Origin of the sequence: Streptomyces sp. NRRL F-5122 (genome assembly GCF_001507435.1) — a bacterium.
In the GTDB taxonomy this organism is placed as follows: Bacteria; Actinomycetota; Actinomycetes; order Streptomycetales; family Streptomycetaceae; genus Streptomyces; species Streptomyces lannensis.
Window position 1 is genome coordinate 293,084 of record NZ_LMWH01000228.1, and the last position, 26,901, is coordinate 319,984.

The window sequence follows — 26,901 nt, forward strand, 5'->3', positions numbered from 1 at the left end:
CCCGGCCTACTCGCCCAGCTGCTCCGGACGGTGCTCCACGTCGTAGGCGGCGCGCGCCTCGGCGATGTGGACGCGGTTGCGCTCGGCCCAGTCGGTCAGCCGTTGCAGGGTCTCGTGCAGTTCCTGGGCCATGGGCGTGAGTGCGTACTCCACCTTCGGCGGTACCGTCGGATGGACGGTACGGGTGACCAGTCCGTCGCGTTCCAGATTGCGCAGCGTCAGCGTGAGCATGCGACGGCTGATGCCCTCGATGCCGCGCTCCAGCTCCGTGAAGCGGATCGGCCCGTGCGCGGCCGCCACCAGGATCTGCACGCTCCACTTGCCTGCGACCCTGTCAAGAACCTCGCGGACCGGGCACGCGTACGCGTTCACGACCTGCGCCGTAACACCGGTGTTCCTCTGGGACATCGAACTGCCTCCTTACGCCGCCCTCCATGGTCACTGACGATTAACCCCGTTACAAGTCGTGCACCTTTGGTGACCATGGAGATGACGGAGGCCACGAGGTCATGTCGACCACGACCGGGGCATCGGCGCGGGTGGCGTCGCCGCACCGCACGTACTCCCGCTGGGCGTCCCTCGCCGTTCTGTGCGCGGGAACGCTGATGACGATCCTGGACGGCAACATCGTCACCGTGGCGACGCCGGCCATCCAGAGCGACCTCGGGTTCAGCGGGCCTGGACTCGCCTGGGTCGTCAACGCGTATCTGATCCCCTTCGGCGGGCTGCTCCTGCTGGCGGGACGGCTCGGGGACCTGGTGGGCCGCAAACGGATGTTCGCGGCAGGGCTCGCCGTGTTCACCGCGGCCTCCGTGCTGTGCGGGGTGGCCACCGGGCAGGGCGTGCTGGTAGCGGCGCGGGCCGCGCAGGGCGTCGGCGGCGCCATGGCGTCCGCGGTGGTGCTCGGCATGCTGGTCGCGCTGTTCCCCGAGCCGCGGGAACAGGCCCGCGCCATCGCCGTGTTCAGCGCCGTCGGAGCGGCGGGTGGAGCACTCGGCACCTTCCTCGGCGGGGCACTGACGCAGATTCTGGGCTGGCACTGGATCTTCCTGATCAATCTGCCCATCGGGGTGGCCGCCCTGATCGCCGCGGTCCGTGTGGTGTCACCGGAGGACGGCGCCGGGCTCGGCAGGGGCGCCGACTATCCGGGGGCGGCCCTCGTCACCGGCGCGCTGATGCTCACGGTGTACGTCATCGTCGGCGCCGGTGACCGCGGACCGACCGCCACGCTGCTGTCGGCCGTGCTCGCCGCCGCCCTCTTCGCGGCCTTCGCCCTCCGTCAGGCGCGGGCCGCACGGCCTCTGCTGCGGCTGCGGCTGTTCCGCTCCCGCCTGGTGACCGGCGCGAACGCCGTGCAGATCCTGATGATCGGGACGATGTACGGCTTCCAGTTCATCGGCGCGCTGTATCTGCAACAGGTCCTCGGATACAGCGAGTTGGCGACAGGCACGGCCTTCCTGCCGGCACCCGTCGCGATCGGGGTGCTGATGCTCGGCCTGTCCGCGCGGACCATCGGCCGGTTCGGCGCGTACCGGGTCCTGATCGCCGGACTGGTGCTGATCACCGCGGGAATGGCACTGCTGAGCCGCGCGCCGGCCGACGGCTCCTACCTTCCCGACGTCCTGCCACCGCTGCTCCTGCTGGCCGCCGGCTTCGCGGCCGCGATGCCCGCACTGACCGGGCTCGCCATGTCGGGGGCGCGGGGGGAGGACGCGGGTGCGGCCTCGGGACTGTTCAACACCACGCAGGTGGTGGGCGGTTCACTGGGCCTCGCGGCCCTGTCGACACTCGCGGCGAGCCGCACCGAAGGGCTGCTCCGACGGGGTGCGGGGCTGCTGCCGGCCACCGCGGACGGCTATCGGCTCGCGTTCATGGTGGCGACGGGGTTCGCGCTGGCGGCACTCGTACTGGCGGCGGGGGTGCTGCGGCGACGGACGTGACCGGCGGCGGGGTGGCGATGCGACGAGCCGCGCGGCCGCCCGGCGGAGCTCACGGCGGCCGGGTCCGTCCGGCACCGCGTGAGGCGGATATCGGGTGCGGGCGTCGTCCCGAGGTGCGATGCTGCACGTCCACGGCACCCCGAACGATCAAGCCGAGTCTGTACATCTCCGTGGACACCTCTCTACCTATGGTCCCCTTGAGAGGGCACCTCAGGAGGAGAGGACATGACCACAACGGCCAGGGAGTACCTACGCGTCTCGAAGGGCAAAGGGCGCGTCGCCCGGTCCATCGCGGACCAGCAGCGGGACAACGTCAACGCAGGGAAAGTGCACGGCCCATGGGAATGGGGAGAGGCGTACGCCGACACGGGTAGCGCCTCCAAATTCGCGCGGAAGACGCGCGATGACTTCGATCGGCTCATGGCAGATCTGGAGTCGAAGGACTTCGGAGAACCGGGGACGGTTCTCGTGTTGTGGGAGATCTCCCGCCTAGCGAGGGAAACCGGTAAGGGCGTAGCCCTGGTGGACGCTGCCGAGTTGGGCGGATACCTGATTCACATCACGTCCCACGAGCGCACCTACAACCCCGCCAACTATCAGGACAGGCACAGTCTCATCTCCGGGATCAATGACGCCGAGAAAGAGGCGCGTCTGTTGTCCGTCCGCGTGTTGCGTGGAACGGACTCCGCTCTCGCAGAGGGAAAGCCACACGGGAAACGACCGTTCGGGTACGCACGCCGCTACGAGGTAATCGACGGGCGCTCACGGCCGGTTGAGCAGTACCCGGACCCCGAAGAGGCGCCATTGGTTCAGGAGCTGTTCCGGCGAGTCCTTGGCGGTCCTGAGAAGGCCCCGGAGTCCATGGGCTCCATTGCTCGGGACTGGGAGCGGCGCGGCATTGTGAGCCGGGAGAACGGCGTTCCTTTCGCGGCTGCCAATCTGCGCCCCATGCTCACGCGGAAGACGTACATCGGTATCCGTACGCACGGTGGCAGTGAGCGTCCGGGGAACTGGGAACCGCTCATCGATCGGGAGACGTTCGATGCGGTTCAGCGATTGCTGGCCGACCCCACCCGAAAGACCCACACGACAAACTCTGTTCGCCACGTGCTCACAGGGACGCTGCGGTGCGACGTGTGCGGCGGGCCAATGACGCTCACTCCGGGGACCCGTCCGAAGAAACAGGGCGGCGGTCACCATGGCCACGCCGCCTACATCTGCCGGACGCGTGCATGCACTCGGCTCGATAAAGCCAGGGTGGATGAGTTCCTGATCGGGGATGCAGAGCACCCCGGCGTGATCCTGGCCTATCTCTCACGGCCGGACGTGGCAGCGGCCCTTACCGCCCCTGGCGACAGTGCAGAACTGTCCGCCGTGCGCTCAGAACTCACACAGGCACAGGCGAGCCTGGAGGCATTCGAGGCAGAGGACCCGGAGACCCCGGCAGAGGCGCGCATCATCGCGCGGAAGATCTCCACCTTGGAGGCGAGCATCAGGGAGATGCAGGAGCGGGAGCGTGCCCTCACGGCGCCCAATCCCCTGGCGTCCCTGTTCGAGGTGGGCCCCGGTGCTGTGGAGCGCTGGGAACGCACGGAGATCACGGCACAGCGGGCCATTGCTTCGCTGCTCTTGAGCCCTGAACTTCTAGGGCAGGTAAGGGTTAGGCGAGTGGTAGATAGCGACTCGGACTCTGTCGCAGATAGGTGCAGGTGGGTGCGCGTGGAGCGGTAACAACCCGGAGGCACAGACAAAGAAACCAATAGGTAAAGCAATAACTACAGGGTCCCGGTGGGAGTTTGGATATCCCGTCGGGACCTTGTACGTTCCTAAATGCCTCAAGGAGAGGGGGCCATACCGGCGGGGTGCCGGTATGTGCGCACGCCCTTGAGGAGAGGACTCATGGCCGTTGAACCCGGCCCTACATGGCGCCAGGTGCGTTCACGTATCGCGAATACGCGGCGACATCACCCCGACGCAGATGTCAGTGAAGACCAGCGCGACCTACGCGTAGCGCTGCTCGAAGAAGAGATACAGCGCGTTGCGAATGAGGCACCCGCGCCGACACCCGAGCAGCTTGAAAGGCTGCGCTCATTGCTGGCACCTGCGGCGCCCGCAGCGTCCGATAAGGCGGCGTGAGCCATGCCCGACTGGTTCGACAACCCCGCAGTCCGGCACCACTTCGGCACGGCCGGACTGGACTGGAAAGTCATCCTCACCGAGCAGACGGAAGACGGAGAGACCGAAGAGACCTCCGACACTCCGGAAACGGACGTGGAGGACGACACCTGAAACACCCTCGATGAAAGGCAGAACCATGTCTGAAACAACTGCGCAGTCCATGCGTGACCTTGTAGAGCAGATCGCCGCTAGTCAGCGGTCGAACAAGGAACAAATGACGCGCATGGAAGCGAAGCTCGACAAGATCCTCGACAGGCTCAAGAGCAACGCTGCCTGACCAAAAGAGAACCGCCTCGGGTGCAGGCCCGGGGCGGTCTCAGTACCTCGATGAAAGGCACGCCCAGGATGACATAGCGCCTTAGGACCCGTCCGGAGGAGAGGAACCGCCTTAGGCGGACTGACTGCCGGGTCCCTAAAAGACGATCGCCCCGGGGAGGGAGAGGAATCCCACCGGGGCGACCTAAACGAGTTAGGTCAAGCATGCCAGATCAGGGCTCCCTTCTTCAGGTGGCAGTGGCCTATGCCCAAATGGGCTGGTCAGTCTTTCCGCTGCGTCCCCTGTCGAAGGTTCCTGCCACTCGCAACGGTTTCAAAGACGCCACCACCGACCCGCGCGTCATTACTGCGTGGTGGACCGAGACGCCGAACGCCAACATCGGCATCGCCACCGGCGCCTCGAATCTCTTCGTGATCGATGTGGACACGAAGAACGGGAAGAAAGGCGCGGAGACCCTGGCCGCGCTGGAGACCGAGCACGGCGCCTTGCCGAAGACCTACACGGTTCGGACGTGGTCCGGCGGATGGCAGCACTACTTCCAGATGCCAGAACCTCGCCTAAGGAACTCCACGGGGACTGAAAAGGCCGGACTGGGGCCGGACGTTGACACCCGGGGCGATGGTGGATACGTGGTGGCCGCCCCGTCGATGGTGGAGGAGGACGGAAAGCGCGGGCAGTACTGGGGCACGGTCAAAGTCCGGCCCGCCGAGTTGCCCGCGTGGGTCCCGGAGAAACTGGACCGAAAGCCGTACGTGCCCCCAGGACGGCCCAGCACGCCTCCGGTCACCCAGAGGGGCGCAGAGCCCATCAACGGCTCCCAGGGCGCGCCAGAGGGACTGCGCCGGTACATCGAGCAGAGGTGCGCAGAGGTCCGTGCGATGCCACCGGCCAGTGCCGGTAAGGGATCTCCAGCCACGCAGCCGCTCAACGACATCGCATTCGAGCTGGCGCAGTTCGCCCCGCATCAGATCTCCGTGGAGGAATTGCGCACGGCGCTGCGCGCTGCTGTCGACTCATGGGAGGACGGCCACGAGAAGGGTTACGCCGGAATCGAGCAGGGGTTGAAGGACGCAGGCAAAGAGCCCCGAGTTTGGGAGGAACGGCGTACGCGTCGCACTGCACCACGGACTAGTGATCAGTTCGCAGATTCATTCCTGGCGGAGTCCGTGGTGGCCGACGTGCTGGCCGGTACATACCGCTTCGTTCCAGGGCTTGAGTGGAAATGCTGGACCGGCAAAGTCTGGCGCCAGTGCGATGAGTTGGAGGTGGCCGAACAGGTCCGGCAATGGGCTGTCCGGCAATACCAGGGCGCTCTGGACCAGGAGCGCCAGGAGCCGGGCAGTGTTCCCGGGGAAATCATGAACGGATGGCGCCGGACGCTGAGAGGCGACAAGCAGGCCACCGTGCTGAAGATGACCCGGGGCTTTGAAGGTGTGTTCACCCTGGCGGAAGAACTCGACCGAAACCCTGATCTGCTCAACGCTCAGAACTGTGTGGTGAACCTGATCACGGGTGAACCGCTGCCCCACGACCCGGACTTGCTCATGACAAAGATGGCGGGTGCGGAATACCGCCCCGGCTATCGGCACCCGGACTGGGACAAGGTGTTGGAAGCGGTGCCGGATGACACGCGCGAATGGCTCCAGATACGCCAGGGGCAGGCAACCACCGGGCACACCCCACCTGATGACCTTTTGGTTGTCACCCAGGGTTCGGGCGAGAACGGAAAGACGACCGAAAACGCAACCGTTGCACGGGCCTTGGGTGACTACTTCACCTTGCTTTCGGACCGCGTCCTGATGGCCGACCCGTCGGCCCATCCCACGGAACTGATGGATTTGATGGGCGTTCGTTTCGCGGTGCTGGAGGAAACCCCGGAAGCGCGCAGGCTGGACACGCAGCGCCTCAAGCGCACGGTAGGTACGCCGCAGATCACGGCCAGGCGGATGCGTCAGGACCCTGTGACGTACACGGCCACTCACGCCATGTTCATCTCGACCAACTTCCGGCCGGAAATCACGGAGACCGACCACGGTTCATGGCGGCGCCTGGCGCTACTCACGTTCCCCTATCGATTCCGTAAGCCCGGGGAAGAGCTGGTCAGTCCGGACGACCGACACGGAGATCCGGGACTTCGGGCCCGATGTGAGAACAACCCGGATGTGCACACCGCCACCCTCACGTGGCTGGTTGAAGGCGCGCAGCGCTGGTATGCGGCGGAGCGAGTCATGCCGCCGCTTCCCGGGCGAGTTGAGACCGACACCCTGGAATGGCGCAAGGAGTCGGACATGGCTCTCGCGTTCATCACGGAGCAGTTGGTGTTCGATCCGGACCGCCACGTACGCGCCTCCGATCTCCTGGAGGAGCTGAACCGGTGGTTGGCCGAAAAGCGGATGAATCCGTGGAACGCCAAGACTTTGGCCACCCGGATCGGGGGACACGACGAGTTCCGTAGCCGTGGTGTCGTCAACAAGCCCGTGAAGGCGAGCGCAAGGCTCTCCGAACCGGTCCGGGAGCCAGGGTCATTCGAGCCGTACAAGCCCCGGACGACGACCTACAAAGCGTGGGTCGGTGTCCGCTTCCGTACAACCACGGACGACGTAGAAGAAGCCATTCAGGACACCGGAGAAGAGCCCCCGGTTACCGCAGTTACCGCAGCGCTTGTTCCTCCCATACGAGAGCCGTTTGCCCAGAGGAACAACCCTTCCGGTAACTCCGGTAACCGCCCTGGTCAGAGTGATCCGACCCGCACCCCTGGCCGTCCGTTCGTACCGCCGAAGAGGGAGGACCGATGACCACGTCCATACCGATGCCCATGCCGATGGACTTCGCTTGCCCGGCGTGCGCCGCGCCCGTTGGCGCGCCCTGCGCAATGAAGAACGGCCGTCCTGCGCCGCACGCGCAGAGGACGGCCCTACAGATCCGAGCCGCCATCAAATGGGCGGTCAGCAACAACACTGAGGAGAGGGAATGAAGTCACGGTTCAGCCCTGAAGAGCACGCCGAGATGGGAGCCATGCTCGCCGCGATACATGGCGAGTTGATCCGCAGCGCCGTGCGTACGGCGAATGCCTATCCACGCACCATGATCGCGCCCAAGAAACTCGACGATGCGGTGCGAGCCCTGACACTGGCCCGCGCCGCACTTGAGGCTGCGTTTGCGGTCGAGCGCCCCGACCTTGCCAGGGACCGGGCGTATTTCCCGAACACGGAGGATCGGCGAAAGCTGACGCTTGCTCCCGAGGAGAAGCAGTGACGGCCCCCGTCCGGATACTCGCATAAGACGAGTGGCCCGCCCCCGGGACATGTAGGGGCGGGCCACCGATCCTCATCCCCGCGTGAGAAGACGAAGGAGACCATCATGCGATTCGACCGCGCAGTAGTCCAGCACGTGCGCGAGTGCCCTTGGGGCGGACTGAAAGCCGCCTGTCCTCAGTGCGTATCCCTGACCGTGGCCGAGGCCACGAGAAGGGCGCACAGCCGTACCGGGGAAGAGCCTGTCATTCGGCTCGCCTGGTTCATAGGCGTGATTGAACGCGACCCCGGACTAGAGCACGCTGCCCGACGAGTTCTGCACGCCAGTAGGTCAAGGAAAAGGGCAATCCCTCTGCCGTAGACGTGCACCGATGACTGCAACTCCTAAAGCGAGTAACCAAATTCATGACCAAGTCGCCGGCTGGGGGTCCCTATTTTCCCCGGTAATGTGCGTACACCGTCGGATCGCCCGGCACCGACGGATCTAAGTCCGGAGTGGAGCCTCTTTCCTGTCCCGGGATCGAGTGGCCTACGAAAGGGGACCTGTCGTGTCCTACGGCATGGGGTACTACGGCGGTGGCGGCGCCTATGGCGGCTTTGACCCCGACGAGTACGAAGAGCAGCAAATCGAAGAGCAGCCCCAGCAGCGCCAGCGTGGCGGACAGGGACTGCGCGCTTATGCGCAGAGGGTTCAGGCGGAGAACGCCGAACTCAAGGCAAGGCTGCAAGAGGCCGAGGAAGCGAACCGGGATCTCTTGGGCCAGGGCCCGCAGGGAACGGGTTACGCACCTCAGAACATCCTGACGCAGCAGAACGGGAATCCGCGCTCTCCGATCCTCACGCAGGAGGAGATGATGCAGATGCAGCGGTTGCAAGAAATGGGCGTGCAGGCCGCGCCTCCCCTCGGCAGCGACCGAGAGATGGCCAATCGCATTCAGAACGCTGCCAGCCCTGAAGAACTTATGGACATCCTCCGGAGCCAGGGCAACACGAACGGCACCCAGAGCTACAACGGACAGGGGTGGCAGTGATGGACAACTACGCCCGAGCAGTTCCGGGTACCGACCTTTCCGGCGACCCGGGCCACGGTGGCATTCAGCCCATGAAGGCCCTCAAAGGCGGATGTGCGGCACCGAATGTCGCCGCACCCGTCGGTGCCGACGGTGCAGTGATGAACGCTCAGTTCGGCGGTGGCGGCGAAGAGACGGGACAGTGATGACTTCCCAGCAGAATTCAGGCTCTGAGTTTGCCGAGACCTGGCCCGGCCATGAAGGCGGGGCCGTGTGGTCGGACATCCTGGCAAAGCAGGGCACCTGCGCCGACCCGGCGGCGGTATCGACGCAGCAGCCCGTGATGGGCACCAATCACGGCGCACAGCGCCCCGGACCCAATGCCATGCACACGGAGTCCCCGGACTCCGGATTCCTGGGCGGGTCCATGCAGACCTACACCGGTCCGACCGCCTGAGACTGCGCAGTTGCCTGTGAGGCGTGCATTCACGCTGAGGGACCCTCAAGGCCATGACCTACCGGCGTGAAAAAAAGCCTCTGACAGGCGCAGAGAAAACCCCCGGGCTACCACCTCCCGGGGGTTTCTCTATTTCTGCGCTGCAAATGCCATGTATTTCGCTGAAAAAGGCCGCAGATACTGTCTGTTTCCTGGCGCTGCGCGCGGGAGGGGGAGGACTCCCGTCACACGGCCCTCCCCCTCCCTGTCTTCAATCCTGCGCCTTCACTCCGTCAGGTTCTCCCAGTGGTCGCACAGGGCATTGACGGAGCGGGCCAGTTTCCTGGCCACGGACAGGCGTACGGCTTCGGAATCCTCGGGCCAGCCGATCCGCAGCCGCATGCGCGCCTCTCCGACACAGGCCAGGGCGCAGGCGCGGGGAATGTCTTCCATGGGCAGTGCAGTGGCCATGCTTTCCACTTCGGGGATGAGCAGTTGGATGTGCCCGCGCATCAGCGCGTTCAGCGTCTGAAGTTCTTCCGGCGCGGGGGCCGGGGATTCCGGGTCCATGAGCGGCACCGCGCGGCGGCGCATTTCGGCCACGTCCGGCGGACGGGGGTCCGCCTGTTGGGCCCGGCGTGGGGTGGCGGTAGCTTTCGCCATGTCGACCTGCTTTCTCAGGTTGACCATGCCCCGGGAGTCCTGACCGACTCGCCGGGGTCCTTCAGCTCCCACGCTATCTGGGTGTACTACCCCTGACTACCCCCGGGGGTGGCTATGGGCGGACGGGGTTAGTCGCCTAACGTCCGGATCATGAGCGCTATCGACCGGGACAGTCCCGTACCGCCGTACCGGCAGATCGCCGGACACATCAGGGAACTGATCGAGGACGGCACGATCCCGGTTGGCCGACGCATTCCGAGCTTCGTCGAAATGGAAGCCACCTACGGGGTGGCCCGCGACACGCTGCGCAAGGCCGTCCAGGTGCTCAAGGACGAAGGACTCGTGGAAACCGTCACCGGCATGGGGATCTTCGTCCGGGAGCAGCCGCCGAAGGCGTGAGCCTGAGGGGTCTGGAGCGAATGTGAGTGCGTGCTCCAGCCCAGCTCAGCAGCCACGGTTTAACACCCCCGGGTCAGACGGGAGGCTCTGCCCCTCTGACCTGCGATGATGCGCGCCAGCGGCGCGGCGGAGCGTTCGCTCCAGCTTTGCTCACCCACGGGCGCAGGCTCAGCGCAGGCCGCTGGCCTGCGTGGTCGTGTACTGGTACAGCCTTGCCCCTGGTTGCACAGCAAACATGGCAATGGATTGGCCGTGCTCAGGTCATGGACTGGCAAAGCGTGCATGGCTGCACGGTGCATGGATGGCCAGTGCAACGGCGTGCAGTGGTGGCCATGGCGTGAGCCCTTGCATCTCCACGCGGATGGAGATGACAGCGGAGATCATCGGCCATTGCTGGCCGTGCTGGCAGACGGGAGCGGCGCTCCCCTGGCCGTCCCTGGCAGCGTCCGGCACACCGGCCGGACGGGTGGACCGGGGGCAGTGCTGGCACCCGCTCAGGGGCGCTCAGAGCGCCGGATGTTTGCAGTTGGCAAATCCACCATGATCCGCATGGTTATGCAGCGCTCTGACCTGCGGTTACTTCCAGACCTTGATCACGGATCATGGTCGCTCAGAGTGTCACCTCAGGTAGAGACTTGTCCGTGGACATCGAGGCCGACGGCCCGATTCCGGGCCCGTACTCCATGCTCGGCCTGGGTGCGGCGGTGGCCGGGTTCCATGACGCCCAGGGCTTCACCGCAGCCGATCCGCAGCAGCAGACCTTCTACCGCGAACTGCGCCCCATCAGCGAGGAGTTCGACCCGCAGGCGCTGGCGGTGAGCGGGCTCGACCGGGAGCGGCTGAAGGCCGAGGGAAGTGAACCCGGGGTCGCGCTCGCGGAGTTCGGGGACTGGGTGCGTGAAGTGAGCGCCGGCAGGCAGCCCGTGATGTGCGGCTACCCGGCCTCGTACGACTGGACGTTCCTGTACTGGTATCTGATCCGCTTCACGGGGGCGAGCCCGTTCGGCCACTCCGGCTGCCTGGACATGAAGACCCTCTACGCGACGAAGGCGGGGCTCCCCCTGCGCGCGGTCGCCAAGCGCACGATGCCGCCCCATCTGCTCTCGGAGCGCCCTCACTCGCACCACGCCCTGGACGACGCTGTGGAGCAGGCCGAGCTCCTCGCCAACCTCATGGCATGGCCGGGTCCCGCGTAGGCACCGGCTCAGTGCGCCGCCGCGATCTCCTCGCCCGCATCCATGGGACGGCTCGTGTCCTCGGCCGCTCGGCGCCGGCCCAGGTGGTGGAAGACGAGATTGAGCAGGACGGCGGCCACACAGCCGGCCGAGATGCCGGAGTCCAGCACGATCCGGGCCGTCTGCGGGAAGGCGTGGTAGAAGTGCGGGGCCGTGATGGGGATGATGCCCACGGCCAATGAGACGGCCACGATCAGCACGTTGTCGTCCTTGTCCAGTCCGGCCCGCACGAGGGTCTGGATGCCGCTCGCGGCCACCGAGCCGAACAGGACCACCCCCGCCCCGCCCAGGACCGGGCGCGGTACGACGGCGATGAGCGAGGCGGCCATCGGGCACAGCCCCAACAGGACGAGGAAACCACCGCCGGTGGCGACGACGAAGCGGCTGCGGATCCGCGTCATGGCGACGAGGCCGATGTTCTGCGCGAAGGCGCTGCACATGAAGCCGTTGAACAGCGGACTCAGCGCGGAGCCGAGGGTGTCGGCGCGCAGGCCGGCCGCGATGGTCCGCTCGTCGGCCGGACGCTCCACGATCTCGCCGAGGGCGAGCATGTCGGCTGTCGACTCGGTCATCGAGACCACCATCACCACGCACAGGGACAGGATCGCGGCCAGGTGGAACTGCAGTGCCCCGAAGTGGAACGGGGCCGGGAAGCCGAACACGTCCGCGGCCAGGACGGGCGTGAGGTCGATGACCCCGAAGGGGATCGCGACGAGCGTGCCGGCGATGAGCCCGAGCAGGACCGCGATCTGCTTGACGAAGCCGCGGGTGAAGCGGCGCAGCAGCAGGACGACGACGAGAGTGACCCCCGCCAGGGAGAGTTGTGTCGCGGACCCGTAGTCGTCCGCGGCGGGGTCGGGCCCCTGCGCCCAGCCGAAGGCGACCGGCAGGAGCGAGACCCCGATGAGGGTGATGACCGTTCCCGTCACGACCGGCGGGAAGAAGCGGACGGCCTTGCTGAAGAAGGGGGCCGCCAGGAAGCCCAGCAGCCCGGCCACGACGACCGCGCCGAAGATGACCGGCAGGGCGGCGGACGGGTCGTCGGTGGACGCGGCGATCGCGGTCATGGGCGCGACTCCGGCGAAGGTGACGCCGTTGACGAACGGCAACCGGGCGCCGATCTTCCAGAGACCGAGGGTCTGCAGAAGGGTGGCGATGCCCGCGGTGAACAGACAGGCACCGGTGAGGAAGGTCAGGTCGGTGCCGGTCAGGCCCACGGCGGCGCCGACGATCAGAGGTGGGGCGACGACTCCGGCGTACATGGCGGCCACATGTTGCAGGCCACTGGCCGCCATCTTGAGGGCGGGGAGCTTCTCGTCGACTGGGTGGGCGGCCACGGTGGTTCCTCCGGTCGGTTGCACGTCGGCTCCGACGTGGGTTTCAAGGAGGTGGTGCATGTGGTCGGGTGCGTTCGGGGACGGAAGTCCGTTCCGGGGCACGCACGTCCCTGCGTGCCCCGGAGACGGGTGCCGTGGATCCCGCTCGGATCCACGGCCGCCGGCCGGGAGCCGTCCCTCCCCGCCGGAGTCCTCGGCTGCTCAGTCGCGCCCGGCGATCCGCGCCAGGCGCCGGGCCTCGTCCCGTGTGGAGCGGGCGACGGCTTCCTCGTCGACGTGCAGCAGACGGCCGTTCTCGACGACCGGTTCGCCGTTGACCAGCGAGAGCGTGACCGGGGCCGCCGCACCGAGGACCAGCGCGGTCACCGGGTCGGCGATCGAGGCGTGGGCCAGGGTGTCGAGCCTCCAGAGCACGAGGTCGGCGAGCTTGCCCGGCTCCAGGGAACCGATCTCCGCGGAGCGGCCCAGGACCTGAGCGCCCCCGTACGTGCCCAGGCGCAATGCCTGACGGGCGTTGAGGGCGGCCTCCCGATGGGCGCCCAGCCGGTTGATCAGCACCGCGTTGCGCAGCTCGGTGTGGAGTTCGCCGGACTCGTTGGAGGCCGTGCCGTCGACTCCGAGCCCGACCGGTACGCCGGCGGCGAGCATGTCGGGGACCCGGGCGATACCCGCCGCCAGACGGGCGTTGGACGAGGGGCAGTGCGCAACCCCCGTCCGTGTGCGGGCGAAGGCGGCGATGTCGGAGTCGTTCATGTGGACGCAGTGCGCCATCCACACGTCCTCGCCGAGCCAGCCGCTGGACTCGAAGTAGTCCGTCGGGCCCATGCCGAACAGCTCGTGGCAGAACTTCTCCTCCTCCACCGTCTCGGACCCGTGGGTGTGCAGCCGCACGCCCTTCCGCCGTGCCAGCTCCGCGCCTTGGCGCAGCAGTTCGGTGCTGACGGAGAACGGGGAGCAGGGCGCGACCGCCACCTGGACCATGGCGTCGAACGAGGCGTCGTGGTGTTCGTCGACGGTCGCCTCGGTCGCGGCCAGCGCACCTTCCAGGGTCTCGACCGCGAAGTCCGGCGGCAGACCGCCGTCCTTCTCACTGCGGTCCATCGAGCCACGGGCCAGGGTGAACCGGACGCCCGTCTCCCGGGCGGCGCGGATGACGGCGCCGGACAGGTCGCCGGCGCCCTCGGGGTGGACGTAGTGATGGTCCATGGCGGTGGTCACGCCGCCGCGGGCCATCATGGCCAGTGAACCCTGTGCGGCCGCGTAGACCATGGGCTCGTCGATGCGCGCCCAGATCGGGTACAGCGCCACGAGCCAGTCGAACAGGTTGTGGTCCGTCGCCAGGCCCCGGGTGATCCACTGGTAGAAGTGGTGGTGGGTGTTGACCAAGCCGGGGGTGACCAGGTGGCCGGAGGCGTCGACGCGCCGCACGACGTTCTCCAGGTTCTCCGGCGCCCTGCCCGCGCCGACCGCTTCGATCCGGTTCCCGGCGACGACGACATGTCCCGAGGCGTACTCGGTGTCGTCGGCGTCCACGGTCGCGATCGCACAGTTCTCGATGACGATGCGCCGGTCTGCTGCCACGGTTCGTCCTTTTCGCTCTGTGGAGAGGGCACGGCAGGACCCCGGAGGTTTGAGTGCCGCGGCCCGGGGGCCTCGGGTGCCGAAGGATGAGGGTGCCCCCGGGGGACCGGGGGCACCCGGTGCGTCAGAGGTTGGTGAGGTCCACCGGGATCCTCGCCTCGCAGCCGTCCCGCAGCACGGTGGCCTCGATCAGGCCGTACGGGCGGTCGGCGGCGAGGTACACCTCGTTGTCGTTCTTCAGTCCGAACGGCTCCAGGTCCACCGGAAAGTGGTGCTTGTTCGGCAGCGAGAAGCGGACCTCGTCGATCTCGTCGCGGTGCTCGATGATGCGTGCCCCCATCTTGTACAGCGTCTGCTGCAGCGACAGGGAGTAGGTGTCGGCGAAGGCCTGGAGCAGGTGCTTCCTGATCTGCTCGTAGGACTTCTCCCAGTCGGGCATCTCCCGCGCTTCCTCGGTCCAGTTGAACCGCCAGCGGCCGGAGACCTCGGTGGCCAGGATGCGGTCGTAGGCCTCGGGGAGAGTCGTGTACTTGTCCTTGACGTAACCCCAGAACTCGGAATCGGTCGAGTTCATCACGACGAGGTCCTTCAGACCCGAGACGACCTCCCATGTCCCACCGTCGTACGTGATCTGCGCAAGCCGTGTCTCGCGGCCTTCGCGGACGAAGGAGTGCGCGCCTTCACCGGAGGTCGCGATCCGCTGCCAGGCGTACTCCTCGATGCGGATGCGTGCCCGCCGGATGGGCTCCTGCGAGGTCACGAAGTGCCGGGCCAGATGGATGCCGAACTGCTCGGCGGACTCGATGCCGTACTCCTTGGCGAACGCGTACACCGTGTTCTTGGTGGTGTCGGTCGGCAGGACGTGGGCGTTCGAGCCGGAGTAGTGGACCTCCTCCATGTCGCCGGAGAGCGACACCGAGACATTGAGGTCCTTGACGTGGTGGGTGGCGCCGTCCCTCGTGATCTTGACGACGCGGTTCTCCGCCTTGCCGTACTGGTTCTGTCCCAGGACCGCCGGGCGGGCCGGGTGGGAATGGTCTGCCATGGTGTCTGCTAGCTCCCTCGGTATACGGAGTAGCCGAACGGGTTGAGCAGCAGCGGTACGTGGTAGTGCTCGCCCGGTACGACCGCGAACGTGATCGCCACTTCCGGGAAGAACACTCCTGCCGCACCACTGTCCCGATTCGCGGGGGCGTCCTGCTGCGCATCGGCTTGCTTCTTCTCGAAGTACGCCTCGACGGCGAAGTCGAGCCGTACGTGGGTCGTTCCCTCCGGCGGGGCCGGGAGGTCCTTGCACCGGCCGTCCGCGTCGGTCGCGCCGCCGCCGAGCGCGCGCCAGTCCGCGCCCCGGCCCGATCGGGCAAAGAGGCGGACGGCGACTCCCCCGGCGGGGCGGCCGGCGCTGGTGTCCAGGATGTGCGTGGACACGGAGGCGGTGGTCTCGGTGCTCATGCGGTTTCCTCTTCAGGCGGTGTCGAGCAGTCGGGCGAGCCGAACACGGTTGATCATGCCCAGTTCGGTGCGGACGATCTCCCGTTCCTGCTCCGGCCCGTTGCCGATCCGTTCCTTGGCCGCGTCACGCATCTGCTCCCCGGTCTTCCCGCTCGCGCAGATCAGGAAGACATGGCCGAACTTCTCCTGGTACGCCAGATTGAGTTCGAGCATCTCCGCCTTGAGTTCCTCGGCGGCCCCGGCCATACCGCGCTGCTCACGGGCCGAGGCCGGGTCCCCGGCCCGGGGACGGCCGATCGGGGGGTGTCCCGCCATGGCCTCGTCCAGGTCTTCCGCGGTCAGTCCGGCCACGGCGGCGTCGCTCGCGGCGTACAGGTCCTCGGCCGCCGTGTAGGGGCGCGCGGCGAGGAGCCGCCCGGCCCATGTCGTGGAGGCGCACACCTCCAGGAGCACGGCCCGGGCCGTGGGCTCCGCCAGGGAGTTGAACCGGGTGAGACCCGGCGGCGTGGAAGTCGAAGTCACGGGAGCCTCCGTGGCCTGGGGGCTGAACGGCTTGCGAACAGCTAACGCCCACCCGCGACGCAACGTCAACACTTTGTTGAAAATTCAGGGCCGCGAGGGCCGGAACACGGAAACCGCCACTCGGACACCGGGCGGCGGTTCGCGGCGGGCTCAGAAAAGGAACTCCGGGGCCGGTCAGGCCCCCTTCTCACGATTCAGGTAGTTGTAGACGGTGAAGCGGCTCACGCCGAGAGCCCCGGCGACGGTCTCCACCCCATGGCGCACGGAGAAGGCACCGCGCGCCTCCAGTATCCGGACGACCTCCTGCTTGGCCTTGCGGTCCAGCTCGGCCAGCGGCTTGCCGCACCGGCGCTCCATCGCGGCCAGGATGTGATCGAGCGAGTCGGCGAGTTGGGGCAGGCGCACGGCGACCACGTCCGCGCCCTCCCAGGCCAGTACGACATCGTCGGGGCCGGCCTGGTCCGGGGGCAGCATCTCGCCGCCCATGGCGTCGACGAGCGGCTTCACGGCCGCGATGAACGGCTCGTCGCCGAGGCCCGTCACTCCCCCTCCCCGATCACGTTGACCTGCAGGGAGATCCGGGTGGCACCGGCCTCGAGGGACTTGCGCAGCACAGCGCCGACGGCATCGAGCACTACGTCGGCGGCCCCCTCCGCGGTGTTGCCGAACGGGCCCACGTCCACGGCGTCCAGTTCGGCCGAGCCGAGGACCTCCCGGGCGACCAGCGCATGCGCCGGCGCCTCGTCGAGATCGAAGGGCTCGGTCGTGAACTCCACCCTCAGTCGCACCTGTGCCCCCATGGCATCTCCTCCGACCCGCGCGTACCGCCGGGTCCACCGTCGGGGTCGGACCGCCCCGGCCGCCTGCAGAGACCTTAACGGACCACCTCGCCGGACCCCGCCCCGAAAAGAGGGCGGCAGCAGCACCCGGCTCGCACCCGCCGGCTGCGGGCCCGGTTTTCGGCGCACGCCCTTGACAGCCTCCGCACCCGGCGGCAGGCTTTCCATAAGGCAGAAAGATAGTTCCGCAATACGGAAAAGGAGCGGCACCCTGATGGGATTCGCGGACCAGCGCTTCAACGTCAACCTGTCGATCCTCTTCACGGAGCTGCCCCTCCTGGAACGTCCCGCGGCCGCTTCCGCGGCGGGCTTCACCGCGGTCGAACTGTGGTGGCCCTGGGCCGACTCCCCCGCCCCGGAGCGGTCCCGGCTCGACGCCCTGAGAAAGGCGATCGAGGACGCGGGAGTCCGGCTCACCGGGCTGAACTTCTACGCAGGACGGCTTCCGGGGCCGGACCGCGGGGCGCTGTCGGTCCCGGGCGAGGAGTCGGAGAGGTTCCGCGCCAACGTCGACGTCGCGGCGGACTTCGCGCAGTCGCTCGGCTGCAAGGCGCTCAACGCCCTGTACGGCAACCGCGTCGACGGTGTGGACCCCGCAGCTCAGGACGCGCTCGCCCTGGAGAACCTGGTGCTCGCGGCGCGGGCCGCGGAGCGCATCGGGGCCGTGTTGCTGGTCGAGGCCCTCAACAGGCCGGAGTCACCGCGGTACCCGCTGGTGAGCGCTCCCTCCGCGATGGAGGTCGTGGACGCGGTCGACGCCGCGACCGGCCTCGGCAACGCGAGGTTCCTGATGGACCTGTACCACCTGTCGATGAACGGCGAGGACCTGCCGTCGGTGATCGAGCGGTACGCGTCCAGGACCGGCCACGTCCAGATCGCCGACAACCCCGGCCGCGGCGCACCGGGCACGGGGTCCCTCCCCCTGGAGGACCTCCTCGACCAGCTGGCCAAGGCGGGCTACGACGGCTGGGTCGGCCTGGAGTACAAGCCGGGGGACGCACCGAGCGCCGAGGCCTTCGGCTGGCTGCCGGCCCACGCACGCGCCGCCCGCTGAGCAGCAACCCAACGACGTATCGCAGTAGTCAGAGAGGCGCCCCATGACCACCACGCTCCCCAAGATCGCCTGGATAGGCCTCGGCATCATGGGCTCCCCCATGTCGGAGCACCTGATCAAGGCGGGATACGACGTCACCGGCTACACCCTGGAGCAGGAGAAGCTGGAGCGGCTGAGCGCCGCGGGCGGCACCGCGGCCGGTTCCGTCGCCGAGGCCGTCCGGGGCGCCGATGTCGTGATCACGATGGTGCCCGCGTCCCCGCAGGTCGAGGCCGTCGCATACGGTCCGGAGGGCATCCTGGAGAACGCCCGGCCCGGCACCCTCCTGATCGACATGTCCTCGATCACCCCGCGGACATCCGTCGATCTCGCGGCGGCCGCCGGGAAGAAGGGCATCCGGGTGCTCGACGCCCCGGTCTCCGGCGGTGAGGCCGGCGCGGTCGAGGCCGTGCTGTCGATCATGGTCGGCGGTGAGCAGACCGACTTCGACGCGGCGCGACCGATCTTCGAGGCGCTCGGCAGGACCGTCGTCCTGTGCGGTCCGCACGGATCGGGCCAGACGGTGAAGGCCGCCAACCAGCTGATCGTCGCGGTGAACATCCAGGCGTGCGCCGAGGCCGTGGTGTTCCTGGAGAGGTCGGGCGTGGATCTCGGAGCGGCCCTCGACGTCCTGGGCGGCGGACTCGCCGGCTCCACGGTGCTGGCGCGCAAGAAGGACAACTTCCTGACCCGCGACTTCAAGCCGGGCTTCCGCATCGACCTGCACCACAAGGACATGGGCATCGTCACGGACGCGGCCCGCACCGTGGGGGCCGCCATCCCGGTGGGTGCCGTGGTCGCCCAACTGGTCGCCAGTCTGCGGGCGCAGGGCGACGGTGGACTGGACCACTCGGCCCTGCTGCGCGGTGTGGAACGCCTCTCCGGCGAGCAGGTCTGACACCTCCGAGACTCCGGGCCGCGGCGGCGCCGACAACTGTCCTGTCGCGCCCAAGGCGCCGCCACGGCCCGGAAACCACCTTCGACGAGCCCGAGACCGCGTCCGGACCCTGACGGAAGGTCGGGAAGCGGACGCATGACCCGCCGCCGACGGCGACCCGGATGAGGGGTGGTCGCCCGACCCGGCGGCGGGTTGGGGGGAGGGCCGCGGCGGCGTGCGAGCCAGTGCGGTGGTGAAGGCCCGGGGCCTGCTTCTCGACCCGAGAGAGGCCCGCCCCGGACCGTCGCACCCGTCGCGGTCCCCCCTCATGTACGCACCGGGAGCGCCGGACACGGAACGACGTGTCCGGCGCTCTCGGTGTGCCCGGGTGCGGATCGGCCCCGACGGCAGGAGCCTGAAGACATGCAGAACTCAACGGAACATCCGCACATCGTGGTGCACTCCCCGGCCCTGGACGGCTCGCGCCGGGTCACCGAGGGCCCGGTGACCCTCGGGATCGCCAGTCACCTGGACGATGTCGTCGAGATCCTGCGGCTGGCCGACCTGGACCGGATCGAGGTCGAGGAGAGCGACCTCATCGAGTGGCAGGGCGGCGGGCCCGACGACTGGCCGGGCCTGTCCGAGCACGACACCGAATGAGCCCGCCTACGCCCGCGGGCGTACACCGGGTACGCAACCCTCAAATCAACCTCTGAACACCGCTCGGGAGGCTTCAACTCCCCCTCGGCCGGGGCAGATTCGAGGCACGCGGGACCCGCCGACACGGGGGCGGCGGGCCCCGCCCCGTTCGGAGGATTCCATGGGCGACACCGAGACGAATCGGCCGGAGCCGCACGAGATCGCGTTTCTGCGGGGCGGTCCGCGCGCCGCCGTCACGGTCGCCGTGCTCGACCTGCATCTGCGAGGCGCCGTCGAGGCGGGCCGAGCGGGCACGATGCGGACAGCACGGGCGCTCGGCGCCGCGGGCCGGCCCGTGCCCGCGCTCGCCAAGGCCGTGCATTCCGCGCTCTACCGGCCCGCGGGACTACGGCAGTTGATGGACCGGCGGGGCGTGCGCGAAGCTCTGACCGAACTGCGCCGGGAGCTCGTGGCGGCCGGACTGCTGCGCGGTTTCCTGCCCGGCCCCACGGTGTCCGGGCGGCGCCTGCGCGGGCACCTTCGGGACGGCGCCCCTCTCCCCGCGTCGAGGTCGGGCCTGTCCGACGACGAACTGCTGCTCGCCGTCGCGCTGTACGGCGACCGGGCGCTGACCGCGCTCGTACCGCGCTTCGCAGGCGAGGCGGGGCTCGTCGGGCGGAGCGGGACCACGGAGCTCGAGCTGCGGCAGTCCTGGGGCGGGGGCGACGGCTCGGGTCTCTCCTGCGGCACGACATGAGGTCGCTCGGGTCCTGCGGAGCGGCGGTCCGTGCCGCGGGACGAGGTCCCGGGTGCGCGTCGTTCGGCGCGTGGAGCGTGGGTCGCCGGACGTCCGTCGTGGGGGTGGGCAGGGACCCGGCAACGGCCGGCCGGGCCGCACACGGACGGCCCGCGCGGGAGAGGTGAGGGCCTCGCCGCACCGGCGGGGCCCTCACGTTGTGTCAGACCTTCAGCGTCCTGATGGACGTGGGCGCGTGCCCGGGCTCGGTGGCGATCTCCTCGAACTCGACCACCTGGGAGATGTCGTTGGTCGTCGACATCGAGATGTTGGTGACGCGCTCCAGGATCGCCTCGACGACGACCGGGACCCGGTACTCGGCGGCGAGCTTCCTGGCCTGCTCGAAGGCGGCGCCCAGTTCGTTCGGGTCGGTCACCCGGATCGCCTTGCAGCCCAGGCCCTCGGCGACCTTCACATGGTCGACGCCGTAGACGCCGAGCTCGGGCGAGTTGATGTTCTCGAACTCCAGGTTGACCTGGAAGTCGATCTCGAACGCCCGCTGCGCCTGGCGGATCAGGCCCAGATAGGCGTTGTTCACCAGCACATGGATGTACGGGATCCGGTGCTGGGCCCCGACGGCCAGCTCCTCGATCAGGAACTGGAAGTCGTAGTCCCCGGACAGGGCGACCACGGGCGCCTCCGGGTCGGCCTTGGCGACGCCGAGCGCGGCGGGGACGGTCCAGCCGAGCGGTCCGGCCTGGCCGCAGTTGATCCAGTGGCGCGGCTTGAAGACGTGCAGCATCTGGGCGCCGGCGATCTGTGAGAGGCCGATGGTGGAGACGTACCGCGTCTCGGGACCGAAGACCTTGTTCATCTCCTCGTAGACGCGCTGCGGTTTGATCGGGATGTCGTCGAAGTGTGTCCGGCGCTGGAGGCGGGCCCTCTTCTCCTGGGCAGCGGCGGCCCATTCGGAGCGGTCGGGCAGCCGGCCCGCCGCCTTCAGCTCGCGTGCCGCCGCGACGAACAGCTCGAGGGCCGCCTTGGCGTCGGAGGTGATGCCGTAGTCCGGGGCGAAGATCTTGCCGATCTGCGTGGGCTCGATATCCACGTGCACGAACGTGCGTCCCGCCGTGTAGACGTCGAGCCGGCCGGTGTGGCGGTTGGCCCAGCGGTTACCGATGCCGAGGACGAAGTCGGACTCCAGGAACGTCGCGTTGCCGTGGCGGTGCGAGGTCTGCAGGCCCACCATTCCGGCGTTCAGCTCGTGGTCGTCGGGCAGGACACCCCAGCCCATCAGCGTGGGAACCACCGGAGTGCCCGTCAGTTCCGCGAATTCCACGAGGAGTTCGGCGGAGTCGGCGTTGATGACACCGCCGCCGGCCACGATGAGCGGACGTTCGGAGGCGTTGAGCAGTCCGATCGCCTTGTCGATCTGGGCGCGGGTCGCCGCCGGTTTGTAGACCGGCAGCGGCTCGTACGTCTCCGGGTCGAACTCGATCTCGGTGAGCTGGACGTCGACCGGCAGGTCGACGAGGACCGGGCCCGGACGGCCGGAGCGCATCAGATGGAAGGCCTGCTGGAAGACGCCCGGGACCTGTGCCGCCTCCAGGACGGTGACGGCCATCTTCGTGACCGGCCTCGCGATCGACGCGATGTCGACGGCCTGGAAGTCCTCCTTGTGGATGACCGCGGTCGGCGCCTGACCGGTGATGCACAGAATCGGGATCGAGTCGCCGATGGCGGAGTACAACCCGGTGATCATGTCGGTCCCGGCCGGGCCGGACGTGCCGATGCAGACGCCGATGTTGCCGGGGCGCGTACGGGTGTAGCCCTCCGCCATGTGGGAGGCGCCCTCGACATGGCGGGCCAGGGTGTGGTGGATGCCGCCGGCGGCCCTCAGGGCCGCGTAGAAGGGGTTGATCGCCGCACCCGGGACCCCGAACGCGTCGCTGACGCCTTCGCGCTTGAGGATCTCGACTGCCGCGCGGGCAGCGGTCATACGAGCCATTGAGTACTCCTGCCTCGGCTGTCGGACTCGCGCTCCCGTCGCGCCCCGCGGTGAGCACTTTCGTATTGTGGAATTTGTTTTCTACTATCTGGAATCAATCTAGGTGGGCGGGCCGGAGGCGTCAAGGGCCGCTGACGCCCGGCTTCCCGGTTGACGAAGCGAAGGACAAGCGGGGGATCGCGGGAGCACCATGGGAGCGCCGTCCTGAACCGACGCCTTGGAGTGGGCCATGCCCGAGACCGTGCCGGTGCGCTGCCCGGCCTGTGGGCGCGAGCACCTCTACACCGCGCCGGCCTATCCGTGCCCGTGCGGCACGCCCGTCACCCCGCCGCTGGACCGCCTCGCGGCACCGCGCGTCGTCACCCGTCCCACCTGGGACGACGCATGGGTAACGGTCCGCTGCGGGTCCTGCGACCGGGTGGGCGAGTGGCCGCAGCCGGAGCTGGGCTGTTCGTGCGGAACGATGCTCAGGTTCCCCCTGCGCCGCGAACCGCGACCGGCACCCGCCGCACCGGCGGGCCCGGACACCGTCGGCGCGGGCCCGGGGGCAACGCACGGAGGTGGCACGGCGGCCCCGTTGCGCGGCGGGAACGGTGAGCCTCCCCGAGGCGTCTTCCGGCCCGTCGCCATCCGCACCACCCGGGACGCCGTCACCGCCGCCGCGCAGTATCTGCGCTGGCTCGGCTACCGCCACGTCCGGCGCGCGGACCAGCGGCAGCCGAACGGGATCGGGCTCGCGGCGCGCGGGATCCTCGCGCAGGTGGACCCGACGCTGCGCCCGGCCGAACTGCGGGACGTGGAGTGCCTCTGGCTGACCGCCATGTCCGCGTCCGCCCGCTGCGTCTACTTCTCACTCGCGGGCTACGACGACGACGCGCGTTCCATGGCCGACCGTCTCGACGTCCCGCTCTTCGTCCTCGACCTCACCGGCACGCCGCAGCCGGTGAACAACCCGGCCGACGAACTGGCCGCCGGCCGGGCCCGGTGACGCCCGTTCCCAGGATCTGTCGTTCGGATCAGGTCGGCCGGGAGAGACCGCGCCGTTCGGCGCCCCGCGACGCCGACATGATCCACACGACAGGCCCTAGTCCCGCGCGTAGGTCTCGCGCAGCTCGATCTTGCGCACCTTCCCCGAGACGGTCATCGGGAAGGAGCCGAGGATCTGCAGTCTGCTCGGGACCTTGTAGTGGGCGAGCCGTCCCTCACAGAAGGCCCGCACCTCCTGAAGCGTCGGCGGATCGGCCGCATCGCGCGGGATGACGCAGGCGAGGACCTCCTCGCCGTACCGCTCGTGGGGAACCCCGACCACCTGGACGTCGGCGATCTTCGGATGCGTGTACAGGAACTCCTCGATCTCGCGCGGGTAGACGTTCTCGCCGCCGCGGATGATCATGTCCTTGATTCGGCCGACGATCTCGACGTAGCCGTCCTCGCGCATCATCGCGAGGTCGCCCGTGTGCATCCAGCGGCCGGGGTCGACGGCCTCGGCGGTCTTGTCGTGCTCGTTCCAGTAGCCGAGCATCACGCTGTAGCCGCGGGTGCACAGTTCGCCGGCGGTGCCGCGCGGCACGGTGACCCCGGCCGGGTCGACGACCTTGACCTCGATGTGCGGCAGGACCCGGCCGACGGTCCCGGTGCGGTGCTCCAGGTCGTCGTCCATCCGTGTCTGCAGCGACACCGGCGAGGTCTCCGTCATGCCGTAGCAGATGGAGACCTGCTCCATGTGCATCTCGGCGACCACCCGCTTCATCACCTCGACCGGGCAGGGCGAGCCCGCCATGATGCCCGTCCGAAGGGAGGAGAGGTCGTACGTGGCGAAGTCGGACAGGTTCAGCTCCGCGATGAACATGGTCGGCACGCCGTAGAGCGAGGTACAGCGCTCCTGCTGAACGGCCTGCAGCGTGGCCTTCGGGTCGAAGGACGGGGCCGGGATGACCATGCAGGCGCCGTGCGAGGTCGCCGCGAGGTTGCCCATCACCATGCCGAAGCAGTGGTAGAAGGGCACGGGGATGCAGATCCGGTCCTGCTCGGTGTAGGCGATCAACTCGCCCACGAAGTAGCCGTTGTTGAGGATGTTGTGGTGGGAGAGGGTGGCTCCCTTCGGGAAGCCGGTCGTCCCCGAGGTGTACTGGATGTTGATGGGGTCGTCGCAGGACAGCTCGCTCCTGCGGACGCGGTACTCCTCGCGCAGGTCGGGCGTTGCGCGCCCGAGCAGCGCGTCCCAGCTCGGATCGGCTATGTGGACGACCTCGCGCAACTGCGGGCACCTGCCCCGCACCTGCTCGACCATCGCCCGGTAGTCGCTCGTCCTGTGGCTGACGGAGGCGAAGAGCACCGAGATCCCGGACTGGTTGAGGACGTACTCGACCTCGTGGGTGCGATAGGCCGGATTGATGTTGACCATGATCGCGCCGATGCGTGCGGTGGCGTACTGGACCAGCACCCACTCGGCGCAGTTGACGGCCCAGATCCCCACCCGGTCGCCCTTGGCGACCCCGCTCCCCAGCAGCGCGCAGGCCAGCCGGTCCACATCCTCCGCGAACCGCGCATAGGTCCAGCGCCGCCCGGACGCGACGTCGACGAGTGCCTCACCCTCCGGCCAGGCGGCCACGGCCCGGTCCAGGTTGTCACCGATCGTGTCCCCCAGCAGGGACGTCCCGCTCGTTCCGTGCGTGTACGACGGTTCGGTCACCGGAAGTCCTCCTCGCGGTACTCGTGTTCGGAGCCGGCGGCCGTTGCCTCGCGCAGCTCGATCCTGCGGATCTTGCCGGACACGGTCTTGGGCAGCTCGCCGAACTCCAGTCGGCGGATACGCTTGTAGGGGGCCAGCACCAGGCGGGAGTGCTCGAAGAGGACCTTCGCGGTGTCCGGACCGGGCTCCCAGCCGGCGGCGAGCACGATGTACGCCTTCGGCACCGCGAGGCGCACCTCGTCAGGCGCGGGCACCACGGCCGCCTCGGCCACCGCCTCGTGTTCGAGGAGCGCGCTCTCCAGCTCGAAGGGGGAGATCTTGTAGTCGGACGCCTTGAACACGTCGTCGGAGCGCCCGACATAGGTGATGTATCCGTCCTCGTCGCGTGCACCGATGTCCCCGGTGCGGTAGTAGCCGCCGGACATCGCCTCCGCCGTGCGCTCGGCGTCCGCGTGGTAGCCGGTCATCAGGCCTACGGGCCGCTCGGACAGGTCCAGGGCGATCTCGCCCTCCGTCACGCCGGGCGCCCCGGTCACGGGGTCCAGCAGTTCGACGCGGAATCCCGGGCTGGGACGGCCCATGGACCCCGTCTTCAACGGCTGACCGGGACTGTTGGAGACCTGTACGGCCGTCTCCGTCTGCCCGAAACCGTCCCGCACGGTCACACCCCAGGAGTGCCGCACCTGCTCGATCACCTCGGGGTTGAGCGGTTCGCCGGCGGCGACCGCCTCGCGCGGGGCGGTGCGCAGTTGGCCGAGGTCGGCCTGGATGAGCATGCGCCACACGGTCGGCGGGGCGCAGAAGGTGGTCACGCCCGCGCGGTCCATCTCGGTCATCAGCCGGGTCGCGTCGAAGCGCGTGTAGTTGTAGAGGAAGACGGTCGCCTCCGCGTTCCACGGGGCGAAGAGGTTCGACCAGGCGTGCTTGGCCCAGCCGGGCGAGGAGATGTTGAGATGCACGTCCCCGGGCTTCAGGCCGATCCAGTACATGGTCGCCAGGTGGCCGATCGGATACGAGACATGGGTGTGCTCGACCAGCTTGGGCCGGGCGGTGGTGCCCGAGGTGAAGTACAGCATCAGGGGGTCGTCGGCGTGCGTCGGGTCGTCCGGCCGGAAGTCGGCGTCCGAGGCGTACGCGTCCTCGTACGCCCGCCAGCCCTCGGGCGCGCCGCCGACCGCGATCCTGCCGTAGTCGCCGGGCACCTCGTCGAACTTGGCGGTGTCCCCGGCGCGGACGACGACATGCCGCACCCGGCCGCGCTCGACGCGGTCGCGCAGGTCGGCGGGACCGAGCAGCGGAGTGGCCGGGATGACCACCGCGCGCAGCTTCATCGCGGCCAGCGCGGTCTCCCAGAGCTCGCCCTGGTTGCCCAGCATGACGAGGACACGGTCCTCGGCGCGCACACCCCACTCCCGCAGCCGGTTGGCCACGCGGTTCGAGCGCTCGGCCATCTCCGCGAAGGACAGCCGGGTGACGGTGCCGTCCTCCTCCACGATGTGCAGCGCCGTGCGGTCGTTGCCGTCCGCGATGACGTCGAACCAGTCGAGCGCCCAGTTGAAGTACGCCGGGCGCGGCCACCGGAAGCCCGAGTACGCCGCCTCGTACTCCTCGCGATGTTCCAGCAGGAAGTCCCGCGCGGCCCGGAAGGCCTCCGTCGCGTCCGTGTTCGCCGTCATGTGTCCTCCTCATTGCCGGACAGCCACCTAACATCGTGTAATCCGTGATGCAGGTCT

30 protein-coding genes are annotated in these 26,901 nt (G+C 68.5%); 18 read left to right on the forward strand and 12 right to left on the reverse strand.

Features of this window, described 5'->3' with window-relative positions:
• Nucleotides 1-6: 6 nt before the first annotated feature.
• Nucleotides 7-408 (reverse strand): winged helix-turn-helix transcriptional regulator, encoded by a 402-nt coding sequence (locus ADL25_RS22270; protein WP_059129515.1) that lies wholly within the window; start codon nt 406-408, stop codon nt 7-9.
• A 197-nt stretch (nt 409-605) separates the two neighbouring features.
• Between ADL25_RS22270 and ADL25_RS22275 the strand changes: the two genes are divergently transcribed.
• The 11 genes from ADL25_RS22275 to ADL25_RS22305 all read left to right on the forward strand — a co-directional run bounded on the left by ADL25_RS22275 (nt 606) and on the right by ADL25_RS22305 (nt 9,116).
• On the forward strand, nt 606-1,940 hold the full coding sequence (locus tag ADL25_RS22275) for an MFS transporter (protein ID WP_420711355.1): 1,335 nt from the start codon (nt 606-608) through the stop codon (nt 1,938-1,940).
• A 225-nt stretch (nt 1,941-2,165) separates the two neighbouring features.
• A complete protein-coding gene (locus ADL25_RS22280) occupies nt 2,166-3,671 on the forward strand; it encodes a recombinase family protein (RefSeq protein WP_059129517.1) in 1,506 nt (501 codons plus the stop codon).
• A 168-nt stretch (nt 3,672-3,839) separates the two neighbouring features.
• Complete coding sequence (locus ADL25_RS49055; RefSeq protein ID WP_159044974.1) at nt 3,840-4,076, forward strand: hypothetical protein; 237 nt, start codon at nt 3,840-3,842, stop codon at nt 4,074-4,076.
• Between the two features lie 3 nt (nt 4,077-4,079).
• Nucleotides 4,080-4,229: a hypothetical protein gene (locus ADL25_RS49060; protein WP_159044975.1), complete on the forward strand. Its 150-nt coding sequence runs from the start codon at nt 4,080-4,082 to the stop codon at nt 4,227-4,229.
• A 25-nt stretch (nt 4,230-4,254) separates the two neighbouring features.
• A complete protein-coding gene (locus ADL25_RS49065) occupies nt 4,255-4,395 on the forward strand; it encodes a hypothetical protein (protein WP_159044976.1) in 141 nt (46 codons plus the stop codon).
• A gap of 203 nt (nt 4,396-4,598) precedes the next feature.
• Nucleotides 4,599-7,190 (forward strand): phage/plasmid primase, P4 family, encoded by a 2,592-nt coding sequence (locus ADL25_RS22285; protein WP_059129518.1) that lies wholly within the window; start codon nt 4,599-4,601, stop codon nt 7,188-7,190.
• Nucleotides 7,191-7,216: 26 nt separating this feature from the next.
• Nucleotides 7,217-7,369, forward strand: coding sequence for a zinc finger domain-containing protein (locus ADL25_RS52240; protein WP_420711356.1), 153 nt, complete (start codon nt 7,217-7,219; stop codon nt 7,367-7,369).
• Nucleotides 7,366-7,650 (forward strand): hypothetical protein, encoded by a 285-nt coding sequence (locus ADL25_RS22290; RefSeq protein WP_059129519.1) that lies wholly within the window; start codon nt 7,366-7,368, stop codon nt 7,648-7,650. The genes ADL25_RS52240 and ADL25_RS22290 overlap by 4 nt, the downstream gene beginning before the upstream one ends.
• Before the next feature lie 547 nt (nt 7,651-8,197).
• Nucleotides 8,198-8,680, forward strand: a complete 483-nt coding sequence (locus tag ADL25_RS22295) for a hypothetical protein (protein WP_059129520.1) — start codon at nt 8,198-8,200, stop codon at nt 8,678-8,680.
• Nucleotides 8,680-8,865, forward strand: coding sequence for a hypothetical protein (locus ADL25_RS22300; protein WP_059129521.1), 186 nt, complete (start codon nt 8,680-8,682; stop codon nt 8,863-8,865). Before ADL25_RS22295 ends, ADL25_RS22300 begins: the two co-directional genes overlap by 1 nt.
• Before the next feature lie 65 nt (nt 8,866-8,930).
• A complete protein-coding gene (locus ADL25_RS22305) occupies nt 8,931-9,116 on the forward strand; it encodes a hypothetical protein (protein ID WP_059129522.1) in 186 nt (61 codons plus the stop codon).
• 264 nt (nt 9,117-9,380) lie between these two features.
• Here the strand turns inward: ADL25_RS22305 and ADL25_RS22310 are convergent, their stop codons facing one another.
• A complete protein-coding gene (locus tag ADL25_RS22310) occupies nt 9,381-9,785 on the reverse strand; it encodes a DUF6415 family natural product biosynthesis protein (protein WP_234380995.1) in 405 nt (134 codons plus the stop codon).
• 123 nt (nt 9,786-9,908) lie between these two features.
• Here ADL25_RS22310 and ADL25_RS22315 point away from each other — a divergent pair, with 123 nt between their 5' ends.
• Both ADL25_RS22315 and ADL25_RS22320 read left to right on the forward strand, forming a co-directional pair.
• Complete coding sequence (locus tag ADL25_RS22315; RefSeq protein WP_059129523.1) at nt 9,909-10,157, forward strand: GntR family transcriptional regulator; 249 nt, start codon at nt 9,909-9,911, stop codon at nt 10,155-10,157.
• A 602-nt stretch (nt 10,158-10,759) separates the two neighbouring features.
• Entirely contained in the window at nt 10,760-11,353 is a 594-nt protein-coding gene (locus ADL25_RS22320; RefSeq protein WP_059129524.1) for an exonuclease domain-containing protein, read from the forward strand.
• Between the two features lie 8 nt (nt 11,354-11,361).
• Here the strand turns inward: ADL25_RS22320 and ADL25_RS22325 are convergent, their stop codons facing one another.
• The 7 genes from ADL25_RS22325 to ADL25_RS22355 form a co-directional block, all read right to left on the reverse strand.
• Complete coding sequence (locus ADL25_RS22325; protein ID WP_059129662.1) at nt 11,362-12,729, reverse strand: nucleobase:cation symporter-2 family protein; 1,368 nt, start codon at nt 12,727-12,729, stop codon at nt 11,362-11,364.
• Between the two features lie 201 nt (nt 12,730-12,930).
• Entirely contained in the window at nt 12,931-14,310 is a 1,380-nt protein-coding gene (locus ADL25_RS22330; protein WP_059129525.1) for an 8-oxoguanine deaminase, read from the reverse strand.
• A 124-nt stretch (nt 14,311-14,434) separates the two neighbouring features.
• Nucleotides 14,435-15,355: a factor-independent urate hydroxylase gene (pucL, locus tag ADL25_RS22335; protein ID WP_059129526.1), complete on the reverse strand. Its 921-nt coding sequence runs from the start codon at nt 15,353-15,355 to the stop codon at nt 14,435-14,437.
• An 8-nt stretch (nt 15,356-15,363) separates the two neighbouring features.
• On the reverse strand, nt 15,364-15,762 hold the full coding sequence (uraH, locus tag ADL25_RS22340) for a hydroxyisourate hydrolase (RefSeq protein ID WP_059129527.1): 399 nt from the start codon (nt 15,760-15,762) through the stop codon (nt 15,364-15,366).
• Nucleotides 15,763-15,774: 12 nt separating this feature from the next.
• Entirely contained in the window at nt 15,775-16,284 is a 510-nt protein-coding gene (gene uraD / locus ADL25_RS22345; protein ID WP_059129528.1) for a 2-oxo-4-hydroxy-4-carboxy-5-ureidoimidazoline decarboxylase, read from the reverse strand.
• Between the two features lie 174 nt (nt 16,285-16,458).
• On the reverse strand, nt 16,459-16,827 hold the full coding sequence (locus tag ADL25_RS22350; RefSeq protein ID WP_059129529.1) for a helix-turn-helix domain-containing protein: 369 nt from the start codon (nt 16,825-16,827) through the stop codon (nt 16,459-16,461).
• The gene (locus ADL25_RS22355) at nt 16,824-17,072 is read right to left on the reverse strand and encodes a hypothetical protein (protein WP_059129663.1); all 249 of its coding nucleotides are present in this window, start codon (nt 17,070-17,072) and stop codon (nt 16,824-16,826) included. Before ADL25_RS22355 ends, ADL25_RS22350 begins: the two co-directional genes overlap by 4 nt.
• A gap of 265 nt (nt 17,073-17,337) precedes the next feature.
• Here ADL25_RS22355 and ADL25_RS22360 point away from each other — a divergent pair, with 265 nt between their 5' ends.
• The 4 genes from ADL25_RS22360 to ADL25_RS22375 all read left to right on the forward strand — a co-directional run bounded on the left by ADL25_RS22360 (nt 17,338) and on the right by ADL25_RS22375 (nt 20,489).
• Nucleotides 17,338-18,177 (forward strand): TIM barrel protein, encoded by an 840-nt coding sequence (locus ADL25_RS22360; protein ID WP_059129530.1) that lies wholly within the window; start codon nt 17,338-17,340, stop codon nt 18,175-18,177.
• 43 nt (nt 18,178-18,220) lie between these two features.
• Nucleotides 18,221-19,114, forward strand: coding sequence for a 2-hydroxy-3-oxopropionate reductase (locus ADL25_RS22365; RefSeq protein WP_059129531.1), 894 nt, complete (start codon nt 18,221-18,223; stop codon nt 19,112-19,114).
• A 402-nt stretch (nt 19,115-19,516) separates the two neighbouring features.
• Nucleotides 19,517-19,753 (forward strand): hypothetical protein, encoded by a 237-nt coding sequence (locus tag ADL25_RS22370; RefSeq protein WP_059129532.1) that lies wholly within the window; start codon nt 19,517-19,519, stop codon nt 19,751-19,753.
• A 97-nt stretch (nt 19,754-19,850) separates the two neighbouring features.
• Complete coding sequence (locus ADL25_RS22375; protein WP_267889272.1) at nt 19,851-20,489, forward strand: TIGR04222 domain-containing membrane protein; 639 nt, start codon at nt 19,851-19,853, stop codon at nt 20,487-20,489.
• A gap of 202 nt (nt 20,490-20,691) precedes the next feature.
• Here the strand turns inward: ADL25_RS22375 and gcl are convergent, their stop codons facing one another.
• The gene (gene gcl, locus ADL25_RS22380) at nt 20,692-22,476 is read right to left on the reverse strand and encodes a glyoxylate carboligase (RefSeq protein ID WP_059129534.1); all 1,785 of its coding nucleotides are present in this window, start codon (nt 22,474-22,476) and stop codon (nt 20,692-20,694) included.
• Between the two features lie 229 nt (nt 22,477-22,705).
• Between gcl and ADL25_RS22385 the strand changes: the two genes are divergently transcribed.
• Nucleotides 22,706-23,464 (forward strand): hypothetical protein, encoded by a 759-nt coding sequence (locus ADL25_RS22385; protein ID WP_059129535.1) that lies wholly within the window; start codon nt 22,706-22,708, stop codon nt 23,462-23,464.
• Nucleotides 23,465-23,560: 96 nt separating this feature from the next.
• On the opposite strand, the gene ADL25_RS22390 is transcribed toward ADL25_RS22385, so the two are convergent.
• A complete protein-coding gene (locus tag ADL25_RS22390; RefSeq protein ID WP_059129536.1) occupies nt 23,561-25,168 on the reverse strand; it encodes an AMP-binding protein in 1,608 nt (535 codons plus the stop codon).
• Entirely contained in the window at nt 25,165-26,844 is a 1,680-nt protein-coding gene (locus ADL25_RS22395) for an AMP-binding protein (RefSeq protein ID WP_059129537.1), read from the reverse strand. Before ADL25_RS22395 ends, ADL25_RS22390 begins: the two co-directional genes overlap by 4 nt.
• Nucleotides 26,845-26,901 lie beyond the last annotated feature (57 nt).

Bases quoted from the DNA above. Each gene is read 5' to 3' on its own strand.
- ADL25_RS22270 (WP_059129515.1), bottom strand. From the start codon at position 408: ATGTCCCAGAGGAACACCGGTGTTACGGCGCAGGTCGTGAACGCGTAC.
- ADL25_RS22275 (WP_420711355.1), top strand. From the start codon at position 606: ATGACGATCCTGGACGGCAACATCGTCACCGTGGCGACGCCGGCCATC.
- ADL25_RS22280 (WP_059129517.1), top strand. From the start codon at position 2,166: ATGACCACAACGGCCAGGGAGTACCTACGCGTCTCGAAGGGCAAAGGG.
- ADL25_RS49055 (WP_159044974.1), top strand. From the start codon at position 3,840: ATGGCCGTTGAACCCGGCCCTACATGGCGCCAGGTGCGTTCACGTATC.
- ADL25_RS49060 (WP_159044975.1), top strand. From the start codon at position 4,080: ATGCCCGACTGGTTCGACAACCCCGCAGTCCGGCACCACTTCGGCACG.
- ADL25_RS49065 (WP_159044976.1), top strand. From the start codon at position 4,255: ATGTCTGAAACAACTGCGCAGTCCATGCGTGACCTTGTAGAGCAGATC.
- ADL25_RS22285 (WP_059129518.1), top strand. From the start codon at position 4,599: ATGCCAGATCAGGGCTCCCTTCTTCAGGTGGCAGTGGCCTATGCCCAA.
- ADL25_RS52240 (WP_420711356.1), top strand. From the start codon at position 7,217: ATGGACTTCGCTTGCCCGGCGTGCGCCGCGCCCGTTGGCGCGCCCTGC.
- ADL25_RS22290 (WP_059129519.1), top strand. From the start codon at position 7,366: ATGAAGTCACGGTTCAGCCCTGAAGAGCACGCCGAGATGGGAGCCATG.
- ADL25_RS22300 (WP_059129521.1), top strand. From the start codon at position 8,680: ATGGACAACTACGCCCGAGCAGTTCCGGGTACCGACCTTTCCGGCGAC.
- ADL25_RS22310 (WP_234380995.1), bottom strand. From the start codon at position 9,785: ATGGTCAACCTGAGAAAGCAGGTCGACATGGCGAAAGCTACCGCCACC.
- ADL25_RS22315 (WP_059129523.1), top strand. From the start codon at position 9,909: ATGAGCGCTATCGACCGGGACAGTCCCGTACCGCCGTACCGGCAGATC.
- ADL25_RS22320 (WP_059129524.1), top strand. From the start codon at position 10,760: ATGGTCGCTCAGAGTGTCACCTCAGGTAGAGACTTGTCCGTGGACATC.
- pucL (WP_059129526.1), bottom strand. From the start codon at position 15,355: ATGGCAGACCATTCCCACCCGGCCCGCCCGGCGGTCCTGGGACAGAAC.
- uraH (WP_059129527.1), bottom strand. From the start codon at position 15,762: ATGAGCACCGAGACCACCGCCTCCGTGTCCACGCACATCCTGGACACC.
- ADL25_RS22360 (WP_059129530.1), top strand. From the start codon at position 17,338: ATGGGATTCGCGGACCAGCGCTTCAACGTCAACCTGTCGATCCTCTTC.
- ADL25_RS22365 (WP_059129531.1), top strand. From the start codon at position 18,221: ATGACCACCACGCTCCCCAAGATCGCCTGGATAGGCCTCGGCATCATG.
- ADL25_RS22370 (WP_059129532.1), top strand. From the start codon at position 19,517: ATGCAGAACTCAACGGAACATCCGCACATCGTGGTGCACTCCCCGGCC.
- gcl (WP_059129534.1), bottom strand. From the start codon at position 22,476: ATGGCTCGTATGACCGCTGCCCGCGCGGCAGTCGAGATCCTCAAGCGC.
- ADL25_RS22385 (WP_059129535.1), top strand. From the start codon at position 22,706: ATGCCCGAGACCGTGCCGGTGCGCTGCCCGGCCTGTGGGCGCGAGCAC.
- ADL25_RS22395 (WP_059129537.1), bottom strand. From the start codon at position 26,844: ATGACGGCGAACACGGACGCGACGGAGGCCTTCCGGGCCGCGCGGGAC.